At 66.1% G+C, this 16,500-nt stretch carries 10 protein-coding genes; 3 read left to right on the plus strand and 7 right to left on the minus strand.

The genetic code is table 11. From position 1 onward, the window contains the following. Positions 1 to 61: 61 nt before the first annotated feature. Positions 62 to 1,738: a bifunctional metallophosphatase/5'-nucleotidase gene (locus AC1DW0_RS16415; RefSeq protein ID WP_477946918.1), complete on the minus strand. Its 1,677-nt coding sequence runs from the start codon at positions 1,736 to 1,738 to the stop codon at positions 62 to 64. A gap of 413 nt (positions 1,739 to 2,151) precedes the next feature. Here AC1DW0_RS16415 and AC1DW0_RS16420 point away from each other — a divergent pair, with 413 nt between their 5' ends. Then, entirely contained in the window at positions 2,152 to 4,707 is a 2,556-nt protein-coding gene (locus AC1DW0_RS16420) for a TonB-dependent receptor (RefSeq protein ID WP_457354287.1), read from the plus strand. Positions 4,708 to 4,809: 102 nt separating this feature from the next. Here AC1DW0_RS16420 and AC1DW0_RS16425 read toward each other — a convergent pair whose 3' ends face one another. Continuing rightward, entirely contained in the window at positions 4,810 to 6,294 is a 1,485-nt protein-coding gene (locus tag AC1DW0_RS16425; RefSeq protein WP_477946921.1) for an NAD-dependent succinate-semialdehyde dehydrogenase, read from the minus strand. 103 nt (positions 6,295 to 6,397) lie between these two features. Here AC1DW0_RS16425 and alaS point away from each other — a divergent pair, with 103 nt between their 5' ends. Together alaS and AC1DW0_RS16435 are read left to right on the plus strand one after the other, a co-directional pair. After that, positions 6,398 to 9,022 carry an alanine--tRNA ligase gene (alaS, locus tag AC1DW0_RS16430; RefSeq protein ID WP_477946923.1) on the plus strand — a complete coding sequence of 875 codons (2,625 nt, stop codon included), beginning with the start codon at positions 6,398 to 6,400 and terminating at the stop codon, positions 9,020 to 9,022. A gap of 400 nt (positions 9,023 to 9,422) precedes the next feature. Next, positions 9,423 to 10,559, plus strand: coding sequence for a serine hydrolase domain-containing protein (locus AC1DW0_RS16435; RefSeq protein ID WP_477946925.1), 1,137 nt, complete (start codon positions 9,423 to 9,425; stop codon positions 10,557 to 10,559). A 28-nt stretch (positions 10,560 to 10,587) separates the two neighbouring features. Here AC1DW0_RS16435 and AC1DW0_RS16440 read toward each other — a convergent pair whose 3' ends face one another. From AC1DW0_RS16440 to AC1DW0_RS16460, 5 genes are all read right to left on the minus strand, one after another. After that, entirely contained in the window at positions 10,588 to 12,708 is a 2,121-nt protein-coding gene (locus tag AC1DW0_RS16440; protein ID WP_477946927.1) for a methyl-accepting chemotaxis protein, read from the minus strand. An 86-nt stretch (positions 12,709 to 12,794) separates the two neighbouring features. Beyond that, positions 12,795 to 13,319 (minus strand): chemotaxis protein CheW, encoded by a 525-nt coding sequence (locus AC1DW0_RS16445; RefSeq protein WP_056199343.1) that lies wholly within the window; start codon positions 13,317 to 13,319, stop codon positions 12,795 to 12,797. Between the two features lie 29 nt (positions 13,320 to 13,348). Further along, positions 13,349 to 15,472 (minus strand): chemotaxis protein CheA, encoded by a 2,124-nt coding sequence (locus tag AC1DW0_RS16450; RefSeq protein WP_477946929.1) that lies wholly within the window; start codon positions 15,470 to 15,472, stop codon positions 13,349 to 13,351. Between the two features lie 25 nt (positions 15,473 to 15,497). Further along, on the minus strand, positions 15,498 to 15,860 hold the full coding sequence (locus tag AC1DW0_RS16455; RefSeq protein ID WP_056199337.1) for a response regulator: 363 nt from the start codon (positions 15,858 to 15,860) through the stop codon (positions 15,498 to 15,500). Positions 15,861 to 15,914: 54 nt separating this feature from the next. Then, positions 15,915 to 16,382 (minus strand): hypothetical protein, encoded by a 468-nt coding sequence (locus AC1DW0_RS16460; protein ID WP_056199334.1) that lies wholly within the window; start codon positions 16,380 to 16,382, stop codon positions 15,915 to 15,917. Positions 16,383 to 16,500 lie beyond the last annotated feature (118 nt).

Consider the following 16,500-nt stretch of genomic DNA (forward strand, 5'->3'; position numbering starts at 1 on the left):
GTCTAGGGCGGCCTCGTCAGGGCGCCGGGCCGGGGTCGCTACAAGAAGTTACAGGTTTGCCCTAGTCGCGCACGATGCGGCCCGGCGCCGCCTGGGAAAGCGCCTGTGGGTTGTCGCGCAGCAGCTCGACGAGGGCGTCGATGTCGGTGCCGAGCACGGCGCGGTCGCGGCCATGCTTGAAACCCGCCTGGGCGTCGCCGCCTTCGGAGAGGAAGTTGTTGATGACGACGCGGTAGTTGCGAGCCGGATCCACCGGTTCGCCGTTGATGCGCGGGTCGACGAGTTGGGCGACGCCATCGGCCGCGGCGCGCCAGTGGTAGCGCAGCGTCGACGAGGGCTGCAGCATGCGCGGGGCGGCGTCGCCCTTGGGCAGCTGGCGCTGCAGAATGTCCAGCAGCTGCTGGCCGGTCAGCGTCACCGCGACGATGTCGTTGCCGAAGGGCTGGATGGCGAGCAGGTCACTCATCGTCGTGGGCTTGCCGGGCTTCACGGTCAGGTCGGCGCGGATGCCGCCGGGGTTCATGAAAGCCACGTCGGCCGGGCCCTGCTTGCGCGCGAAGGCGAGCTGGCTGTCCGCGATGAGGTTACCCAGCGCGGAGTCGCCATGGGGCTCCTTGGCATTGCGCGAGGCGCCTTGCGTCAAGGTGGTGACCGGCTTGTTGCGGGCTGCTTCGGTCAGCGCGGCGGCCTGGGCGACCAGGGCGGCCAGTGCCGGGTTGGGCGCGTAGGCCGACTGCAGCACCGGGTGGTTGACGGCCTGGGCATCGAGCACGCGGCCGGCAGCGTCGAACTTGAGATGGCTTTCGGTGATCCAGCCGCCATAGCTGCCGGCTTGCACGACGAGGCGGCCATCGATCTTGCAGGTGTAGGCCTGATGGGTGTGGCCGCCGATGATGATGGCGTAGGCGGGGTCCAGGCGCTTGGCGATGTCCTGCACGCGGCCGGTCAACGTCGGGCAGGCGTAGCTCGGATCGTTGGCACTGGCGTCCCTTCCTTGAACGCCACCCTCGTGCATGACGGCCACCAGCACTTGCGCGCCTTCCGCCTTGAGCTGGGGGACGAGGGCATTCAGCGTGTCGGCCTCGTCGGCGAAGCGGATGCCTTTGATCGCCCGGGCGACGATGACATGGGGCGTCTCCAGCGTCGCTACGCCCGCGATGGCGACTTTCAGCGCGCCAGCCTGCTTGATGACATGGCTGGGCAGCAGCGGCTTGCCGGTGTTCGCGTCCAGCACATTGGCGCCGAGATAGGGAAAGCCGGGGCCCTTGTAGCCCGGCCACAGGCAACCGCCTGCGCCGCATTCGCCGCGGGTCTGGCGCAGCAGCTCGGGCAGGCCGGCATCCAGCTCGTGGTTGCCCAGGGCGCTGGCGGCGATGCCGAGCTGGGACATGGCCGTCAGCGTCGGTTCGTCGCGCAGCAGATTGGAGATCAGCGGCGAAGCGCCAATCAGGTCGCCGCCCGCCACAACCAGGGCGTCGGGGTTCCTGGCCTTCAACGCAGACAGGGCCGTGGCCAGATACGCGGCACCGCCGGCAGGCTGGGACTTGAGCGCGCCTGTGGCGTCGGGGAGGCGCGGCAGCAGCGGCGTCGGGTCGGCGGGCTGGATGTTGCCGTGGAAGTCGTTGATGGACAGCAGCGTCAGCTCTGTCGTGGCGGGCTGCTGCTGGGTGGCGCAGCCGGCAAACAGGGCGCCCAGCACGAGGCCGGTGGCGAGACGGAAGGAGTGGGTAAAGGCCATGACGGAGCTGCTTGGAGGAGGCTGGGATCTTGGAGGTCGGTTTGTAGCGCGAGTTTGTCGCGGTTTCGCGACATCACGAGGTTCTGCCGCAAGGTTTACATTTCAGTAAAGATCGCACCATTTCGGTGCTGCCGGTGGCCCGATTCGTGGCTTGGGTCCGTGATTCCCAAGTCAGCGGGCCAAAAAACGGGGAGCAATGTCGCCGGCCGGCGACGCACTGTCCCAGTGCTTCACGCCGGGCGCGAGTGTCTGAATCGGGCCACTTCTGACTTACCCGTAAAGTTCTGTCACAGAAAGTCATGACAATTCCGGGGCGCTTTGCGAAGCGTCTTTCTGCCGCGGTCATCGACGAACGGCACCCTACTGAATCTGTTGAAGCCCGCGCGCTTGGCGCACCCACTAGGAGTCTAGGAATGAAGAGCAGACTATTCTGCAAGACCGCCACCGCCCTGGCAGTTTCCGTGCTGGCCACCGGCACGGTGTACGCGCAGCAAGCGCCGGTGGATCAAGCCAAGGAAGAGGCCGCACCGCGCGCCAAGGACGATGCCGTCCGCCTGGGCACGATCACGGTCATTGGTTCCGGTGCCAAGCTGGCCGGTGGCAATATGATCAATGACGACTCCGTCAAGGGCCGCAGCACGATCACCAAGGCCGCGATGGAAAAGGAAATCGCCACCGGAAACGTGCTGCAGAGCATTGCGCAGCTGCCCGGCGTGAACACCTACAACTACGACGCGACCGGCCTAAACGGCGGCGACGTGAGCATCCGCGGCTTCGGCTCCGATCAGATCGGCTTCACGGTGAACGGCGTGCCGGTCAACGATTCGGGCGGCTATGCTTTCTACGCCCAGGAAATGATCGACAAGGAGAACCTCTGTACCGCTTCGGTGGCCCAGGGCTCTCCCGAGCTGGAATCGCCCCACAGCGGCGCCACCGGCGGCAGCGTGAGCATGATCACCTGCGACCCGAATGACACGAGCCGCCTCCGCTTCTCGCAGACGTTCGGTGGCCTGAACCTGTTCCGCTCCTTCCTGCGTGTCGATACGGGTCGTTTCCTGGACAACAAGGCCAAGGTCTTCCTGAGCTATTCGCATGCCGAAGCCGACAAGTGGAAGGGTGTCGGCAAGCTCAAGAAGGACCATGTCGACGCCGGCTTCACGCTCGACCTGAACGAGGACAACCACATCCTGGGCTCGATCCTGTACAACCGTTTGTACAACCAGAACATCTTCTCGGTCAGCCTGTGCCAAGCTCAGCTCGTTCCGCTCTCCAGCTGCGCCGCCTCCTTTGCCTCTGGCTCTGATGCCAATGGCACGCCCTATGGCTACAACTATGACTACGGCGCGAACTTCAAGGCGCTGAAGACACCGGTGGGCGGCACGGCCCAGACCGACGTCACCCAGTCGCCGGTCTACTACGGCATGGCGCTGAACCCGTTCAAGAACGTGATTGCGTCGGTGTCGGGTTCCTTCAAGGTCGCCCAGGACACTTATTTGAAGGTCCAGCCCTACATGTGGTACGGCTTTGGCAACGGCGGCTGGTCGCAAGTCATCCTTGACGAAACCGGTACCGCTGCCAAGACCGGTAGCTCGGGGACTAGCCTGATTGGCGGTGCCATTGACATCAATGGCGATGGCGACAAGCTGGACAAGGTTGCCGTGGGCCGCGCCAGCGTGACCAAGACCATGCGTCCCGGCATCACCGGCGAACTCAGCACCACGCTGGACAGCCACTACCTGAAGCTGGGCCTGTGGTATGAGCGTGCCCAGCACCGCCAGACCCAGCCGGGCGTCCGCATCAATGCCGACGGCACGCCGGCGGACCCCTGGCTGCAGGACGGCTGCATCAAGCGCACTGACGGCACCTGCTACGAAGGTCGCGACAGCAAGACGATCAGCACCGCCTACCAGATCTACCTGAACGACCAGATCACGCTGTTGAACGACCGCGCCTTCATTTCGCTGGGCCTGCGCCTGCCGCATGTGACGCGTGACGTGACCAACTACGCTAGCGAGACCCCGGTCCCGACCTACACGCTGGTCAATGGCGTCTATACCAAGGGCGCCAACGTCTACCAAGACTTCAACATTACGCGTTCGTTCCGCAAGGCGCTGCCGCAAATCGGTGCCCGCTTCAACCTGGACAGCAAACAGCATGTCTTCCTGAATGCCGCGAAGAACTTCCGCGCACCACCGAACTATGCCTATCAGGTCAGCTCCAGCGGCGTCTATGTAGCATCCGTCAACGGCGGCCCGGTCCAGCCCTTTGTAGAGGTCAAGCCGGAAACGTCGACGATGATCGACGGCGGCTACCGCTTCCAGTCGAAGGACATCTCGTTCACGGCTACGCTGTTCAGCTCAGACTTCAAGAACCGCCAGGTCTCGGCGACGGACCCGAATACCCTGGTCGCCACCTATGTAAATGCCGGCGGCGTGAAGAACCGTGGCCTGGAGATGGAAGTGGGCAGCGGCGTCTTCGGCGGCTTCTCGGCCTATGGCTCGCTGACGCTGCAGAAGAGCAAGATCACGGACGATCTGCAGCTGACCGCTACCGGCTTCCTGCCGATCAAGGACAAGGAGTTCGGCAAGACGCCCAAGAAGATGGCCGCCCTGTCCGTGCAATACGAGCAAGGCCCGGTCTATGTGCGCCTGAAGGGCAAGTACACCGGCTCGCAGTACGTGGACCTGATGAACCAGGAAGCCGCCCCCGCTTACACCACCGGTGACCTGGACGCCGGCTTCAAGTTCGGCAACTTCGGCTCGCAGCTGAAGAACGCCCAACTGCGCCTGAACGTCAGCAACATCGGCAATGCGAAGTACCGCAGCGCGTCTTCGATCCTGACCAACACGCAGGCAACGCCGCTGCGGACGACGAATGGCTCGACCGCATCGCAATCTGCCAGCACCGAGTTCTACTACCTCGGTGCCCCGCGCTTCACCTCGCTGACCTTCAGCGTGGATTTCGAGTAAGTAGCTTGACTGCCGGGTGCACAAGGCCCGGTCAGTCGGTTCGGCAACCGCGAGTGCAGCCAGAAGCTGCCTCGCGGTTTTTTTGTTGCCGGGGCCTGGTTTTCAGCGGTGGATGTCGCCCAGGCAGAGGTACTTCACCTCGACATAGTCCTCGATGCCCTGGCGCCCGCCCTCGCGGCCCAGGCCCGATTGCTTCACACCGCCGAACGGCACCTCGGCGGTCGAGATCAACCCGGTGTTGACGCCCACCATGCCGTACTCCAGCGCCTCGCCGACGCGGAAGATGCGGCCGATGTCGCGGCTGTAGAAATAGCTGGCCAGGCCGAACTCGGTGGAGTTGGCCAACCGGATCGCGTCCTCTTCGGTCTGGAACTTGAAGATGGGCGCCACCGGGCCGAAGGTCTCCTCGCGCGAGCACAGCATCTGCGGCGTCGCATCGGCCAGCAGCGTCGGCTCGAAGAAGTTGCCGCCGGCGGTCTCGATGCGCTTGCCGCCCGCCAGCAGTTTGGCACCCAAGGCGATGGCGTCGGCGACATGGGTCTCGACCTTTTCCAGCGCTGCAGCGTCGATCAGCGGCCCGACATTGATGCCGGCATCAAACCCATTACCTGTCTTCAGCGCCGCGACCTTGGCCGCGAATTTCTCCAGGAAGGCGTCGTAGATACCCGCCTGCACATAGATGCGGTTGGCGCAGACGCAGGTCTGGCCGGCATTGCGGTATTTGCTGGCGATGGCGCCTTCCACGGCGGAGTCGAGGTCGGCGTCGTCAAAGACGATGAAGGGCGCATTGCCGCCCAGCTCCAGGCTGAGCTTCTTGATCGACGGCGCGCACTGCTTCATCAGGATGCGGCCGACCTCCGTGCTGCCGGTGAAGGACAGATGGCGCACGACATCGCTCTCGCACAGCACCTGACCGATCTCGATGGATTGCTGGGAGTCCGCCGTCAGCACGTTCAGCACGCCGGCCGGCATGCCGGCCTGCTGGGCCAGTTCGGCAGCAGCCAGGGCCGTCAGTGGCGTCGCCTCGGCCGGCTTGATGATGACGGTGCAGCCGGCGGCCAGGGCCGGGGCGACCTTGCGCGTGATCATCGCCAACGGGAAGTTCCACGGCGTGATGGCCGCGCAGACGCCGACGGCCTGCTTGATGACCAGGTAGCGCTTGGTCGGGTCGGTTGTCGGGATGGTCTCGCCGTAGACGCGCTTGCCTTCCTCGGCAAACCAGTCGAGGAAGCTGGCGCCGTAGACGACTTCGCCACGCGCCTCCGCCAGCGGCTTGCCCTGCTCGGCCGTCATCAGCCGGGCCAGGTCGTCGGCGTGCTTGACCAGCAGTTGCTGCCAGCGCACCAGCACCGCGGCGCGCTCCTTGGCCGGCTTGGAGCGCCAGGCGTTCAGCGCATTGGCGGCGGCGGCGATGGCTGAATCGGCGTCGGCGCGGCCGAGGTTGGGCACCTGGGCCAGTTCGCGGCCGGTGGCCGGATCGTTGACCGCAAACGTGGCGGAGCCGCCGACCCATTCGCCATTGATCAGGGCCTGCGTGCGCAGCAGACCGGGATTCTCGAGCGCCTCCAGCGGCGAATTCGCGTCCATCAAGGTTCTCCAATCGAATTGAGAGGCACTCTACCCGGGCGATGTAAAGCCCCCTCTCTACAATCGCCCCTCCTTGTCACAGACCTTTTCCAGGAAACCCCGGATGAAAGCCGCCGAGATCCGCCAGACCTTTCTGAAGTTCTTCGAGTCGAAAGGCCACCAGATCGTCGCGTCCAGCCCCGTCGTGCCGGGTGACGACCCGACGCTGCTGTTCACGAACGCCGGCATGAACCAGTTCAAGGACGTGTTCCTGGGCTTTGACAAGCGCGCCTACTCGCGCGCCACCACCAGCCAGAAGTGCATCCGCGCCGGCGGCAAGCACAACGACCTGGACAACGTCGGCTACACGGCGCGCCATCACACCTTCTTCGAGATGCTGGGCAACTTCAGCTTCGGCGACTATTTCAAGAAGGACGCGATCAGCTATGCCTGGGAGCTGCTGACGGTCAACTTCAAGTTGCCGGCCGACAAGCTCTGGGTCACCGTCTACGAAGAGGACGACGAGGCCTACGACATCTGGAACAAGACCGTGGGCGTGCCCGCCGAGCGCATCGTGCGCATCGGCGACAACAAGGGCGCGCGCTACATGTCCGACAACTTCTGGATGATGGGCGACACGGGCCCCTGCGGCCCCTGCACCGAGATCTTCTACGACCACGGCCCCGACGTCGCTGGCGGCCCCCCGGGCTCGGCCGAGCAGGACGGCGACCGCTACATCGAGATCTGGAACAACGTCTTCATGCAGTTCAACCGGACTGAAGACGGCGTGATGCACCCGCTGCCCAAGCCGAGCGTGGACACGGGCATGGGCCTGGAGCGCCTGGCTGCGGTTCTGCAGCATGTGCATTCCAACTATGAGATCGACACCTTCGTGACGCTGCTGGCTGCGGCCAAGAAGGCTGTGGACGCGGCCGGTGGTGGCGACTGTGACGCCACCAGCCCGTCGCTGAAGGTCATTGCCGACCACATCCGCGCCTGCTCGTTCACCATCGTCGACGGCGTCATCCCCGGCAATGCTGGCCGCGGCTATGTGCTGCGCCGCATCGCCCGCCGCGCCATCCGCCACGGCTACAAGCTGGGTGCACGCACGCCGTTCTTCCACAAGCTGGTGGCGGCGCTGAGCGCCGAGATGGGCGAGGCCTACCCCGAGCTGCGCCAGGCGCAGGCCCGCGTCACCGACGTGCTGAAGCAGGAGGAGGAGCGCTTCTTCCAGACCATCGCCACCGGCATGGAAATCCTTGAGGCGGCGCTTGCCAAGGGCGGCAACGTCGATGGCGACACGGCCTTCAAGCTGCATGACACCTACGGCTTCCCGGTCGACCTGACCGCCGACGTCTGCCGCGAGCGCGGCGTGACGGTGGACGAGACGCGCTTCAACGAACTGCTGGACGAGCAGAAGAACCGCGCCCGCGCCGCCGGCAAGTTCAAGATGGCGCAAGGCCTGGCCTACAGCGGCGCGCCGACCGAGTTCCACGGCTACGAGCACCTCGTCTGCGAGCACAGCAAGGTGACGGCCATCTACGTCGATGGCGCTCAGGTCAACGAGGCGCAGGCCGGCGACGATGCCGTCATCGTGCTCGACCACACGCCCTTCTACGCCGAGAGCGGCGGCCAGGTCGGCGACGCCGGCGAGTTGCGCAACGGCACGACGCGCGTCGTCGTCGCGGACACGATCAAGATCCAGGCCGATGTGTTCGGCCACCATGGCCAGGTCGTGGAAGGCTCGGTCAAGGTGGGCGATGTGTTCGTTGCCCGCGTTGACGCCGAGCGCCGCGCCAAGACCGTGCGCAACCACAGCGCCACCCACCTGATGCACAAGGCCCTGCGCGAGGTGCTGGGTGCCCACGTGCAGCAGAAGGGCTCGCTGGTTACGCCTGAGCGCACGCGCTTCGACTTCGCGCACAACGCGCCGATGACGGCCGAGGAGATCCGCGAGGTCGAGTCGCTCGTGAATGCCGAGATCCTGGGCAATGCCGGGGCCAACGCCCAGGTCATGGCGCTGGACGACGCGCAGAAGTCGGGCGCCATGATGCTGTTCGGCGAGAAGTACGGCGAGACGGTGCGGGTGCTGTCCATCGGCTCCTCCAAGGAGCTCTGCGGCGGCACCCACGTGAAGGCCACGGGCGACATCGGCCTGTTCAAGATCGTGGCCGAGTCGGGCGTTGCAGCTGGCATCCGCCGCGTCGAAGCCGTCACCGGCGACAACGCGCTGGCCTATTTGCAGCTGCTGGAAACCACGGTGCAGGGTGCCGCGATGACGCTCAAGACCTCGCCGCACGAGCTGGGTGCCCGTCTGCACGCGGTGCTGGACCAGATCAAGTCGTTGGAGAAGGAACTCACCGCTGCCAAGAGCAAGCTGGCCTCCGCCCAGGGCGATGAGCTGCTGGCCCAGGCCGTGGACGTGGGTGGCATCAAGGTGCTGGCCGCCAAGCTGGAAGGCGCCGACGCCAAGACGCTGCGCGAGACCATGGACAAGCTCAAGGACAAGCTGAAGACGGCGGCCATCGTGCTGGCCGCGGTCGACGGCGACAAGGTCCAGCTGGCAGCCGGCGTGACGGCCGACAGCATTGGCAAGGTCAAGGCCGGCGAGCTGGTCAACTTCGTCGCCCAGCAGGTCGGTGGCAAGGGCGGCGGCAAGCCTGACCTGGCCATGGCGGGCGGCACGCAGCCGGCCGGCGTGGCCGCGGCGCTGCAGAGCGTGGCGGGCTGGGTGGCTGAGCGCGTTTGAGGAAAACTGCCCCTCGCCCAATCTCGCCGCGCTGAACGCCGGCGAGCTTGGTCGGTCCCCCGAGGGGACGGCGATACTTGCCGGATCGACCGGCAAGCACATCGCCAGACGGGCCGGCTTGGGAGCGGCCCTGCGCTCGGCCCGGAATACCGCCGACTTACCGATCTAATGAATTAGGCCCGCTCATCGCGGGCCTTTTTCTTTGGTGGATACGGCCTGGGGCAGCAAGCTGCCGACCATGCCGACGATCGTGCGTTTCGTCGGCAAGTGCTGGCCCGCGAGGAGGGCGCCGACAACACTGCGCCGGCCCTCCAACCCTCCCCATGCCGCATGGCGGGCGGTCCTGCCTCGCCGTGTCGAGCCGCGGGATCGGTGTGTCCAGAACAGAAGAAACCCCGTGATGAACCACAGAATCTGCGCGATCGCCCTGGCCGCATGCGCCGCCTCGTTCACAGTCCTTGCAGCCGATGCGCCGCAGGCGCCCGCGTCTGCGGTCAAGGCGGCGCCCACCCTCGGTCTGCAGGCTCGCCTCGAAACCAGCGTGGGCGGCAAGGTGCCCGCCATGGGCGCCGTGGTGATACGCGGTGGCCAGGTGACGGAGCTTGTGGTGGCCGGCCTGCGCGCCAAGGGCGACGCCGAACCGGTCCGGCCGGGCGATGTCTGGCACCTCGGCTCCAACGGCAAGGCCATGACGGCCACGATGGTCGCGCGGCTGGTGGAACGGGGCGTGTTGTCCTGGGACGCCCCGCTGAGTCAGTTGCTACCCGAGCTGGCCGTGGACATGCAGGCCGCCTATCGTGACGTCACCCTGCGTGACCTGCTCGCACACCAGGCCGGCCTGCAAGCGGACATTGATGAATCCTGGATGGCGGTGTTCTACAAAGACAAGCGCCCTTTGCACGAACAGCGCCTGGCCTTCGCCCGCATCGCGTTGGCGCAGCCTCCCGCCTTTGCACGCGGTGCCGGCGACGGCTACTCGAACTCGGGTGTGCTGATCGCCGGCCTGGCCGCCGAGCGCGCCGCTGGCTTGCCCTACGAGACCCTGTTGCAACGCGAGCTGTTCGAGCCGCTGGGCCTGCGCAGCGCGGGGTTTGGTGCCACCCACCGCGGCCAGCCCTTGGGGCACAAGGCTGGCGAACCCGTCGAAGGCGTGGAGGCGGACAACCCCGCCGTCATTGCGCCGGCCGGGGGCATCACCATGTCGCTGGAAGACTGGGCCAGGTTCGCGGTCGACCAGATGGCCGGCGAGCACGGACGCGGCAAGCTGCTGAAGGCGCAGACCTACCACCTGTTGCACCAACCGGCGCGTGAAGGCGGCAAGTTTGCGCTTGGTTGGCGGGCGCAGAACAGCATGGCCGGCGTGAACGCCCGCCACCTCGCCCACACCGGCAGCAATCAGGCCTGGTTCGCCCTCATCGTGCTGAAGCCGGACACCGAAGATGCCGTGCTGGTGACCAGCAACGCCAGCGAGGACGTCGAGGCCGACAAAGCCGTCCGCGCGGTGGCAGTTGCCACGCTCAAGGCCATGGCGCCCTAGGCGGGCATCAACAAGGAGCGCCCAGGGCTCAGAAGGTTTCCCAGTCGCCTTCGGCGGCCGCCGGTGCCGGTGCCGGTGCCGGGGCAGGGCGGGGCGCGACGACGGAGGCGGGCTTCGCGGCAGCGGGCTTGGGTGCTGCCGCCTTGAAAGGCGCCTTGGGTGCTGCGGCCTTTGGAGCGGGTGCGTGCGCCTTCGTCGGTGCCGGGGCGCTGGCCCTGCGCTGCGGCTCGCTGCCGGCCACGCGGAACACGGCGACGGCCTCGACAAGGCGCTGGGCTTGCTCCTTCAGGCTCTCGGCCGCGGCGGCGGACTCTTCCACCAGGGCGGCGTTCTGCTGCGTCATCTGGTCGAGTTGCACGACCGAGGTGTTGACCGAATTGATGCCCTCGCTCTGCTCGGTGGCGGCCGAGCTGATCTCGCCAATGATGTCCTGCACGCGCTGCACGCTGGAGACGATCTCGCCCATCGTCGTGCCGGCCGTCTGCACCAGGCGGGCGCCGTTCTCGACGCGCTCGACGCTGTTGCCGATCAGCGCCTTGATCTGCTTGGCCGCCTCCGCGCTGCGGCCGGCCAGGGAACGCACCTCGCCGGCCACGACCGCGAAGCCGCGGCCCTGCTCGCCGGCGCGCGCCGCTTCCACGGCGGCGTTCAGCGCCAGGATGTTGGTCTGGAAGGCGATGCCGTCGATGGTGCCGATGATGTCGGAGATCTTCTTGCTGGCGACATTGATCTCGTCCATGGTCGTGACGACCTGGCCGACGACCTCGCCGCCGCGTGTCGCGGCCGCCACGGCGGACTGCACGAGCTGGTTGGCCGTGCGGGCCGAGTCAGCGGTCTGCCGCACGGTGCCGGTCAGCTCGCTCATGGACGAAGCAGCGTTCTGCAGGTTGCTGGCTGTCTGCTCGGTGCGTTGGCTCAAATCCAGGTTGCCGGTCGCGATCTCGGTGCTGGCCGTGCCGATGCTGTCGACCGAGTTGCGCACCGTGCCGATGGTGGTGGCCAGGCGCTGGCGCATGCCCTCGGTGTCCTGGATCAGTGAGCCGATCTCGTCGTTGCGACTGCTGCTGACCGACTGGGTCAGGTCGCCCTCGGCAATCGCGCCGACGGCCTTCTGCAGCGAGGCCAGCGGCTGTGCGACCCAACGGCGCATCATCCACATCAACCCGAAGCCCAGGCCCACGGCAGTCAGTGCGAGGGCGCCCCAGAAGAACCACAGCGTCGTGCGGCCGGCGGCCTGAGCCTCGCCGCGTGAGACCTGGGCGACGACCCAGTAGCCGGTCTTCTCGCTCTTGCGCGCCACGGCGAAGTTGTCGGTCTTGCCGTTGCCCAGCACATCGGGCACGTCGTCCAGCACGACGGCGCTGGCGGTCTGTTCGGCCAGCGTCTTCTCGAAGCCGGGTGCGACGCTGGACAGCAGCTTGCCCTTGGCCGACGGGTGGGCGGCGAGCAGGGCCTTGGTCGGGTCCTTGGGCACGGCCACGATATAGGTGCCGCCGTGCTCGAAGAACTTGGCGCTGCCGGCCATGCGGTCCATGGCGAGCTCGAAGGCGTCGAGGTCGAAGCCGACGAAGAGGATGCCGATAACCTTGCCGGCGTCGCTCTTGATCGGCTCGTAATGCGTCATGTAGGCGCGGCCGAACAGCAGCGCCCGGCCGGTGTAGGGCTTGCCGGCGGAAACCGTGGCATGGGCAGGGTGCTGCTTGCCCAGCAGCGTGCCCATGGCACGCTCGCCCTTCTCGTTCTTCAGCGAGGTCGTGATGCGTTCGAAGTCGTCGCCCTTGGCCGCGAAGACGGTGGCCACGCCGCCGTTGACGGCCGCGAACTTGTCGACCTGGGTGAAGTTGCCATTGAGCTTGGGGCCCCAGTCGCGCAGGTCGCCGGTGGCTTCGTCCAGCGTGAAGCTGGGGCCGAAATCCTGGCGGAAGGAGCCGAAGCTGCGCTGGATCTGCTTGGCGGCGACGTCGTCCATCGCCTGCATCGCGTCGATCAGCGACTCGGCCTTGTCGCCCACCCAGGTCTGCACCTGGTCATTGGCGGACCGCTTCAGCAGTGTGCCGACGATAAGGCTGACACCCAGCAGCACCACTGCAACGGCGACTGCGCCGGTCAGAGACACCTGGCGGGCAATGGAGTTGTTGGGCTGACTCATGCGAATCTCCAGGGGCCAAAGCAAGCAAGGCTCCGCACACCCCGCCTCGTTGCGGGGGCACGTGAACAGGAATCAGGGCAGGGCGGTCAAGCGGCGATGGCCGCTTCCATCAGGCCCATCTCGGCACTGCTCATCAGGCCTTCGATGTCCATCAGGATCAACATGCGGTCGCCGACGGACCCGATGCCGGTGATGAAGCTGGTATCCACCGACGCCGAGCTCAACTCGGGGGCCGGCTTGATCGCGTCGCGGCTCAGCTCCAGCACGTCGGAGACCGAATCCACGACGGCGCCGACGACGCGGTTCTTCACGTTCAGCACGATGACGACCGTGAAGCTGTTGTACTCGGCGCTCGGGCAGTTCAGCTTCAGGCGCAGGTCGACGATGGGCACGATGACGCCGCGCAGGTTGACGACACCTTTGATGAAGTCCGGCGCATTGGCGATGCGCGTGGGCTGCTCGTAGGAACGGATCTCCTGCACCTTCAGGATGTCAATGCCGTATTCCTCGGAGCCCAGGCGGAAGGTCAGGTACTCGCCGCTCTTGGGGCCATGGGCCTTGGCGCTGAGGGCACCGGGTTGGCGCAGGGCAGGGACGTTGCTGGCTTCCATGCAGACCTCCTAGTTATGTGTGTGATGGTTCAATGGCGCGAACGACGCACAAGGCTGCCGACGTCCAGGATCAAGGCCACGCGGCCGTCGCCCATGATGGTGGCGCCGGACACGTCATTGACCTTGCGGTAGTTGGCTTCGAGGTTCTTGACGACGACCTGCTGCTGGCCGAGCAGTTCGTCCACCAGCAGCGCGACGCGGCCGCCTTCGGCCTCGACGACGACCATGATGGAGCTGACGTGCTCGAAGTCGAAGCGCGGTACGTCAAAGACTTTTTCAAGCTCGATGACGGGCATGTACTCGTCACGCACCTCGACGACGCGGCCGGAGCCGGCGACGGTCTTGATGGTGTCGGACTGCACCTGGAAGGATTCGACGACGGAGGACAGCGGCAGGATGTAGCACTCGTCGCCAACGCCCACGCTCATGCCGTCCATGATGGCGAGTGTGAGCGGCAGGCGCACAGACACCTTCATGCCGTAGCCTTCCGCCGAGTCGATCTCGACCGTGCCGCCCAGCGACGTGATGTTCTTCTTGACCACGTCCATGCCGACGCCGCGGCCGGACACGTCGGTGACCACGTCGGCCGTGGAAAAGCCGGGCGCGAAGATCAGGCTCCAGCACTCGGCATCGGTCATCGTGTCCGGCGCGTCGATGCCCTTCTCACGCGCCTTCTTGATGAGCTTGTCGCGGTTCAGGCCGCGGCCGTCGTCGCGTACCTCGATGACGATGCTGCCGCCCTGGTGGGAAGCGACCAGCGTGATCGTGCCTTGCTCGGGCTTGCCGCGGGCGGTGCGGTCTTCCGGCATCTCGATGCCGTGGTCGCAGCTGTTGCGCACCAGGTGGGTCAGCGGGTCGGTGATCTTCTCGACCAGGCTCTTGTCCAGTTCGGTGGCTTCACCCTGGGTGACCAGTTCGACCTTCTTGCCCAACTTGGCCGCCAGGTCGCGCAGCATGCGCGGGAAGCGGTTGAAGACCGTCGACATCGGAATCATCCGGATCGACATGACCGATTCCTGCAGATCGCGCGTGTTGCGCTCCAGGTCGGCCAGGCCCGAGGTCAGCTGCTGGTACATCGCCGGGTCGAGTTCGCGGCTGTTCTGGGCCAGCATGGCCTGGGTGATGACGAGTTCGCCGACGAGGTTGATGAGCTGGTCGACCTTCTCGATCGACACGCGCAGCGTCGTCTGGTCCATGGCCGCGGGCTTGGCCTCGGCCTTGGCGACCGGCGTGGCGGGGCGGGTCGGCACGATGGCGGCCGTGGGCGCGGCCTCCGCGACGGGCGCTGCCGCAGCGACACTTTCGGGCACGCCGGGGGCGTCATCGAAGAAGCCGTAGCCGGGGTCGGCGGACGGTGCCTCGGCCGGTGGTGCGCCGGGCGCACCGTCGTAGAAGCCGAAGCCGGGGCCGAGCGGGATCAGCTTGACCTGCTCGCGGGCGACGTGGAAGGTGAAGAGGTCCAGCAGGTCGTTGTCGGTCGAGCTGGTCAGCACCTTGAAGCGGCGCATGCCGTCGGAACTCTGGCCGGCGTCCAGCGGCTCGATGTTGCCGAGGTCGGTGATTTCCTTGAACAGCTCGACCAGGTTGTCGGCCAGGCTGAGGTCGGTCAGCGGGCCGACCTGCAGTTCCAGCAGGCGCGCGCCGGACTTGAGCGGTACGGCGGGCGCGGCGGCAGCAGGCGCGGGTGCAGCCTTGGGTGCCGGAGCGGCTGCTGCAGGTGCGGGCGCGCCGCCGCCTTCGACGAAGCTCTTGATGCTGACCAGCAGGTCGGTCGTGTCGAATACGTCGCCGCCCGAGCCCTGATGGCGGGCGAGCTGGGTGCGCAGCGCGTCGCCGGACTGCAGCAGCACGTCCACCATGGCGGCATTGGGCTGCAGCTCGTGGCGGCGCAGCTTGTCCAGCAGCGTCTCCATCTGGTGGGTCAGCTCGGCGACATCGCTGAAGCCGAAGGTTGCCGCGCCACCCTTGATGGAGTGGGCGCAGCGGAAGATGGCGTTCAACTCCTCGTCGTCGGCCGCCTCGACGTTCACATTGAGCAGCAGCCGCTCCATGTTGTCGAGGTTCTCGCCGGCTTCCTCGAAGAAGACCTGGTAGAACTGGCTGAGGTCGATGCCAGCACTGATGCTGGCGCCTTCTGTGGTCATGTCGCCCATGGCTGTTGCTCCGGTGGACCGAACTTCAGCGAATGACCTTGCCGATCACTTCGATCAGCTTGGCCGGGTCAAAGGGCTTGACCAGCCAGCCGGTGGCGCCGGCAGCCCGGCCCGCCTGCTTCATCGCATCGCTGGACTCGGTGGTCAGGATCAGGATGGGCGTGGTCTTGAACTTGGGGTTCTCGCGCAGCTTCTTGGTCAGGCTGATGCCGTCCATGCGCGGCATGTTCTGGTCGGTCAGCACGAGGTCGAAGTCACGCTGGCCCGATTTCTCCCAGGCGTCCTGCCCATCCACAGCTTCCACCACGTTGAAGCCGGCGTTCTTGAGCGTGAAGGCCACCATCTGGCGCATCGAGGCCGAATCGTCGACAGCGAGGATTGAGTGCATTTGAGTTTTCTCCGAGAGAACGTTGCCTGGGGGCTGAATTTAGCTTGGGGGGATTCAGAAAAGTTCGATGGAGCCGGCGTCCATCTCATCCTGCGTGACCGGGTTGGGCCGCAGCGGTGCGATCTCGACGACGGCCGCGCCGTCCTCGTCATCCGCACCGAAGGCGTCGCGGGCCAATTGGTCGGCGCAGTTGCGCAGGCGCTGGCTGGTGTGAGCGATGAGCTGGGTCGCCATGTCCTGGAACTGCAGCGCGGTGATGGCGCCGGCAATGTCCTGCATGATCTGCTTCAGGCCTTCGGAGGCCGGCGTGCCGTCGCTGCTGCTGAGCAAGGACATGACCTCGCCGGACGCGCTGTAGAAATGCGTGGACAGGGCTTCACCGGCATCGTCGAGAAGGCGCTGCAGGCGCTCAAGGTCGTTCGTCACCGTCATCAGGTGATCCTGCAGTTCCGCGGCCGCCAGCAGCGGCATGGCGGCCACGGCTCCATCGAATTCGGCGGCGGTGGAAGGTTCTGTCTGCATCGTGTCTCCGCGAGGGGATGCTGCTTCTTGTCCCAGCCCTGTGGATACCCTCAGGGCGAATGCATCATGGCATGTTCACTCCTTTTTCGGCCCCTGTCGACCTGGAGATGTCACGAGA

The sequence above is a fragment of the Roseateles sp. P4_D2 genome, from assembly GCF_056401875.1.

Excerpts from the sequence above, each read along its gene's own strand:
- AC1DW0_RS16445 (WP_056199343.1), bottom strand. The coding sequence starts at position 13,319 with ATGGAAGCCAGCAACGTCCCTGCCCTGCGCCAACCCGGTGCCCTCAGC.
- AC1DW0_RS16455 (WP_056199337.1), bottom strand. The coding sequence starts at position 15,860 with ATGCACTCAATCCTCGCTGTCGACGATTCGGCCTCGATGCGCCAGATG.
- AC1DW0_RS16450 (WP_477946929.1), bottom strand. The coding sequence starts at position 15,472 with ATGGGCGACATGACCACAGAAGGCGCCAGCATCAGTGCTGGCATCGAC.
- AC1DW0_RS16425 (WP_477946921.1), bottom strand. The coding sequence starts at position 6,294 with ATGGACGCGAATTCGCCGCTGGAGGCGCTCGAGAATCCCGGTCTGCTG.
- alaS (WP_477946923.1), top strand. The coding sequence starts at position 6,398 with ATGAAAGCCGCCGAGATCCGCCAGACCTTTCTGAAGTTCTTCGAGTCG.
- AC1DW0_RS16420 (WP_457354287.1), top strand. The coding sequence starts at position 2,152 with ATGAAGAGCAGACTATTCTGCAAGACCGCCACCGCCCTGGCAGTTTCC.
- AC1DW0_RS16460 (WP_056199334.1), bottom strand. The coding sequence starts at position 16,382 with ATGCAGACAGAACCTTCCACCGCCGCCGAATTCGATGGAGCCGTGGCC.
- AC1DW0_RS16415 (WP_477946918.1), bottom strand. The coding sequence starts at position 1,738 with ATGGCCTTTACCCACTCCTTCCGTCTCGCCACCGGCCTCGTGCTGGGC.
- AC1DW0_RS16440 (WP_477946927.1), bottom strand. The coding sequence starts at position 12,708 with ATGAGTCAGCCCAACAACTCCATTGCCCGCCAGGTGTCTCTGACCGGC.
- AC1DW0_RS16435 (WP_477946925.1), top strand. The coding sequence starts at position 9,423 with ATGAACCACAGAATCTGCGCGATCGCCCTGGCCGCATGCGCCGCCTCG.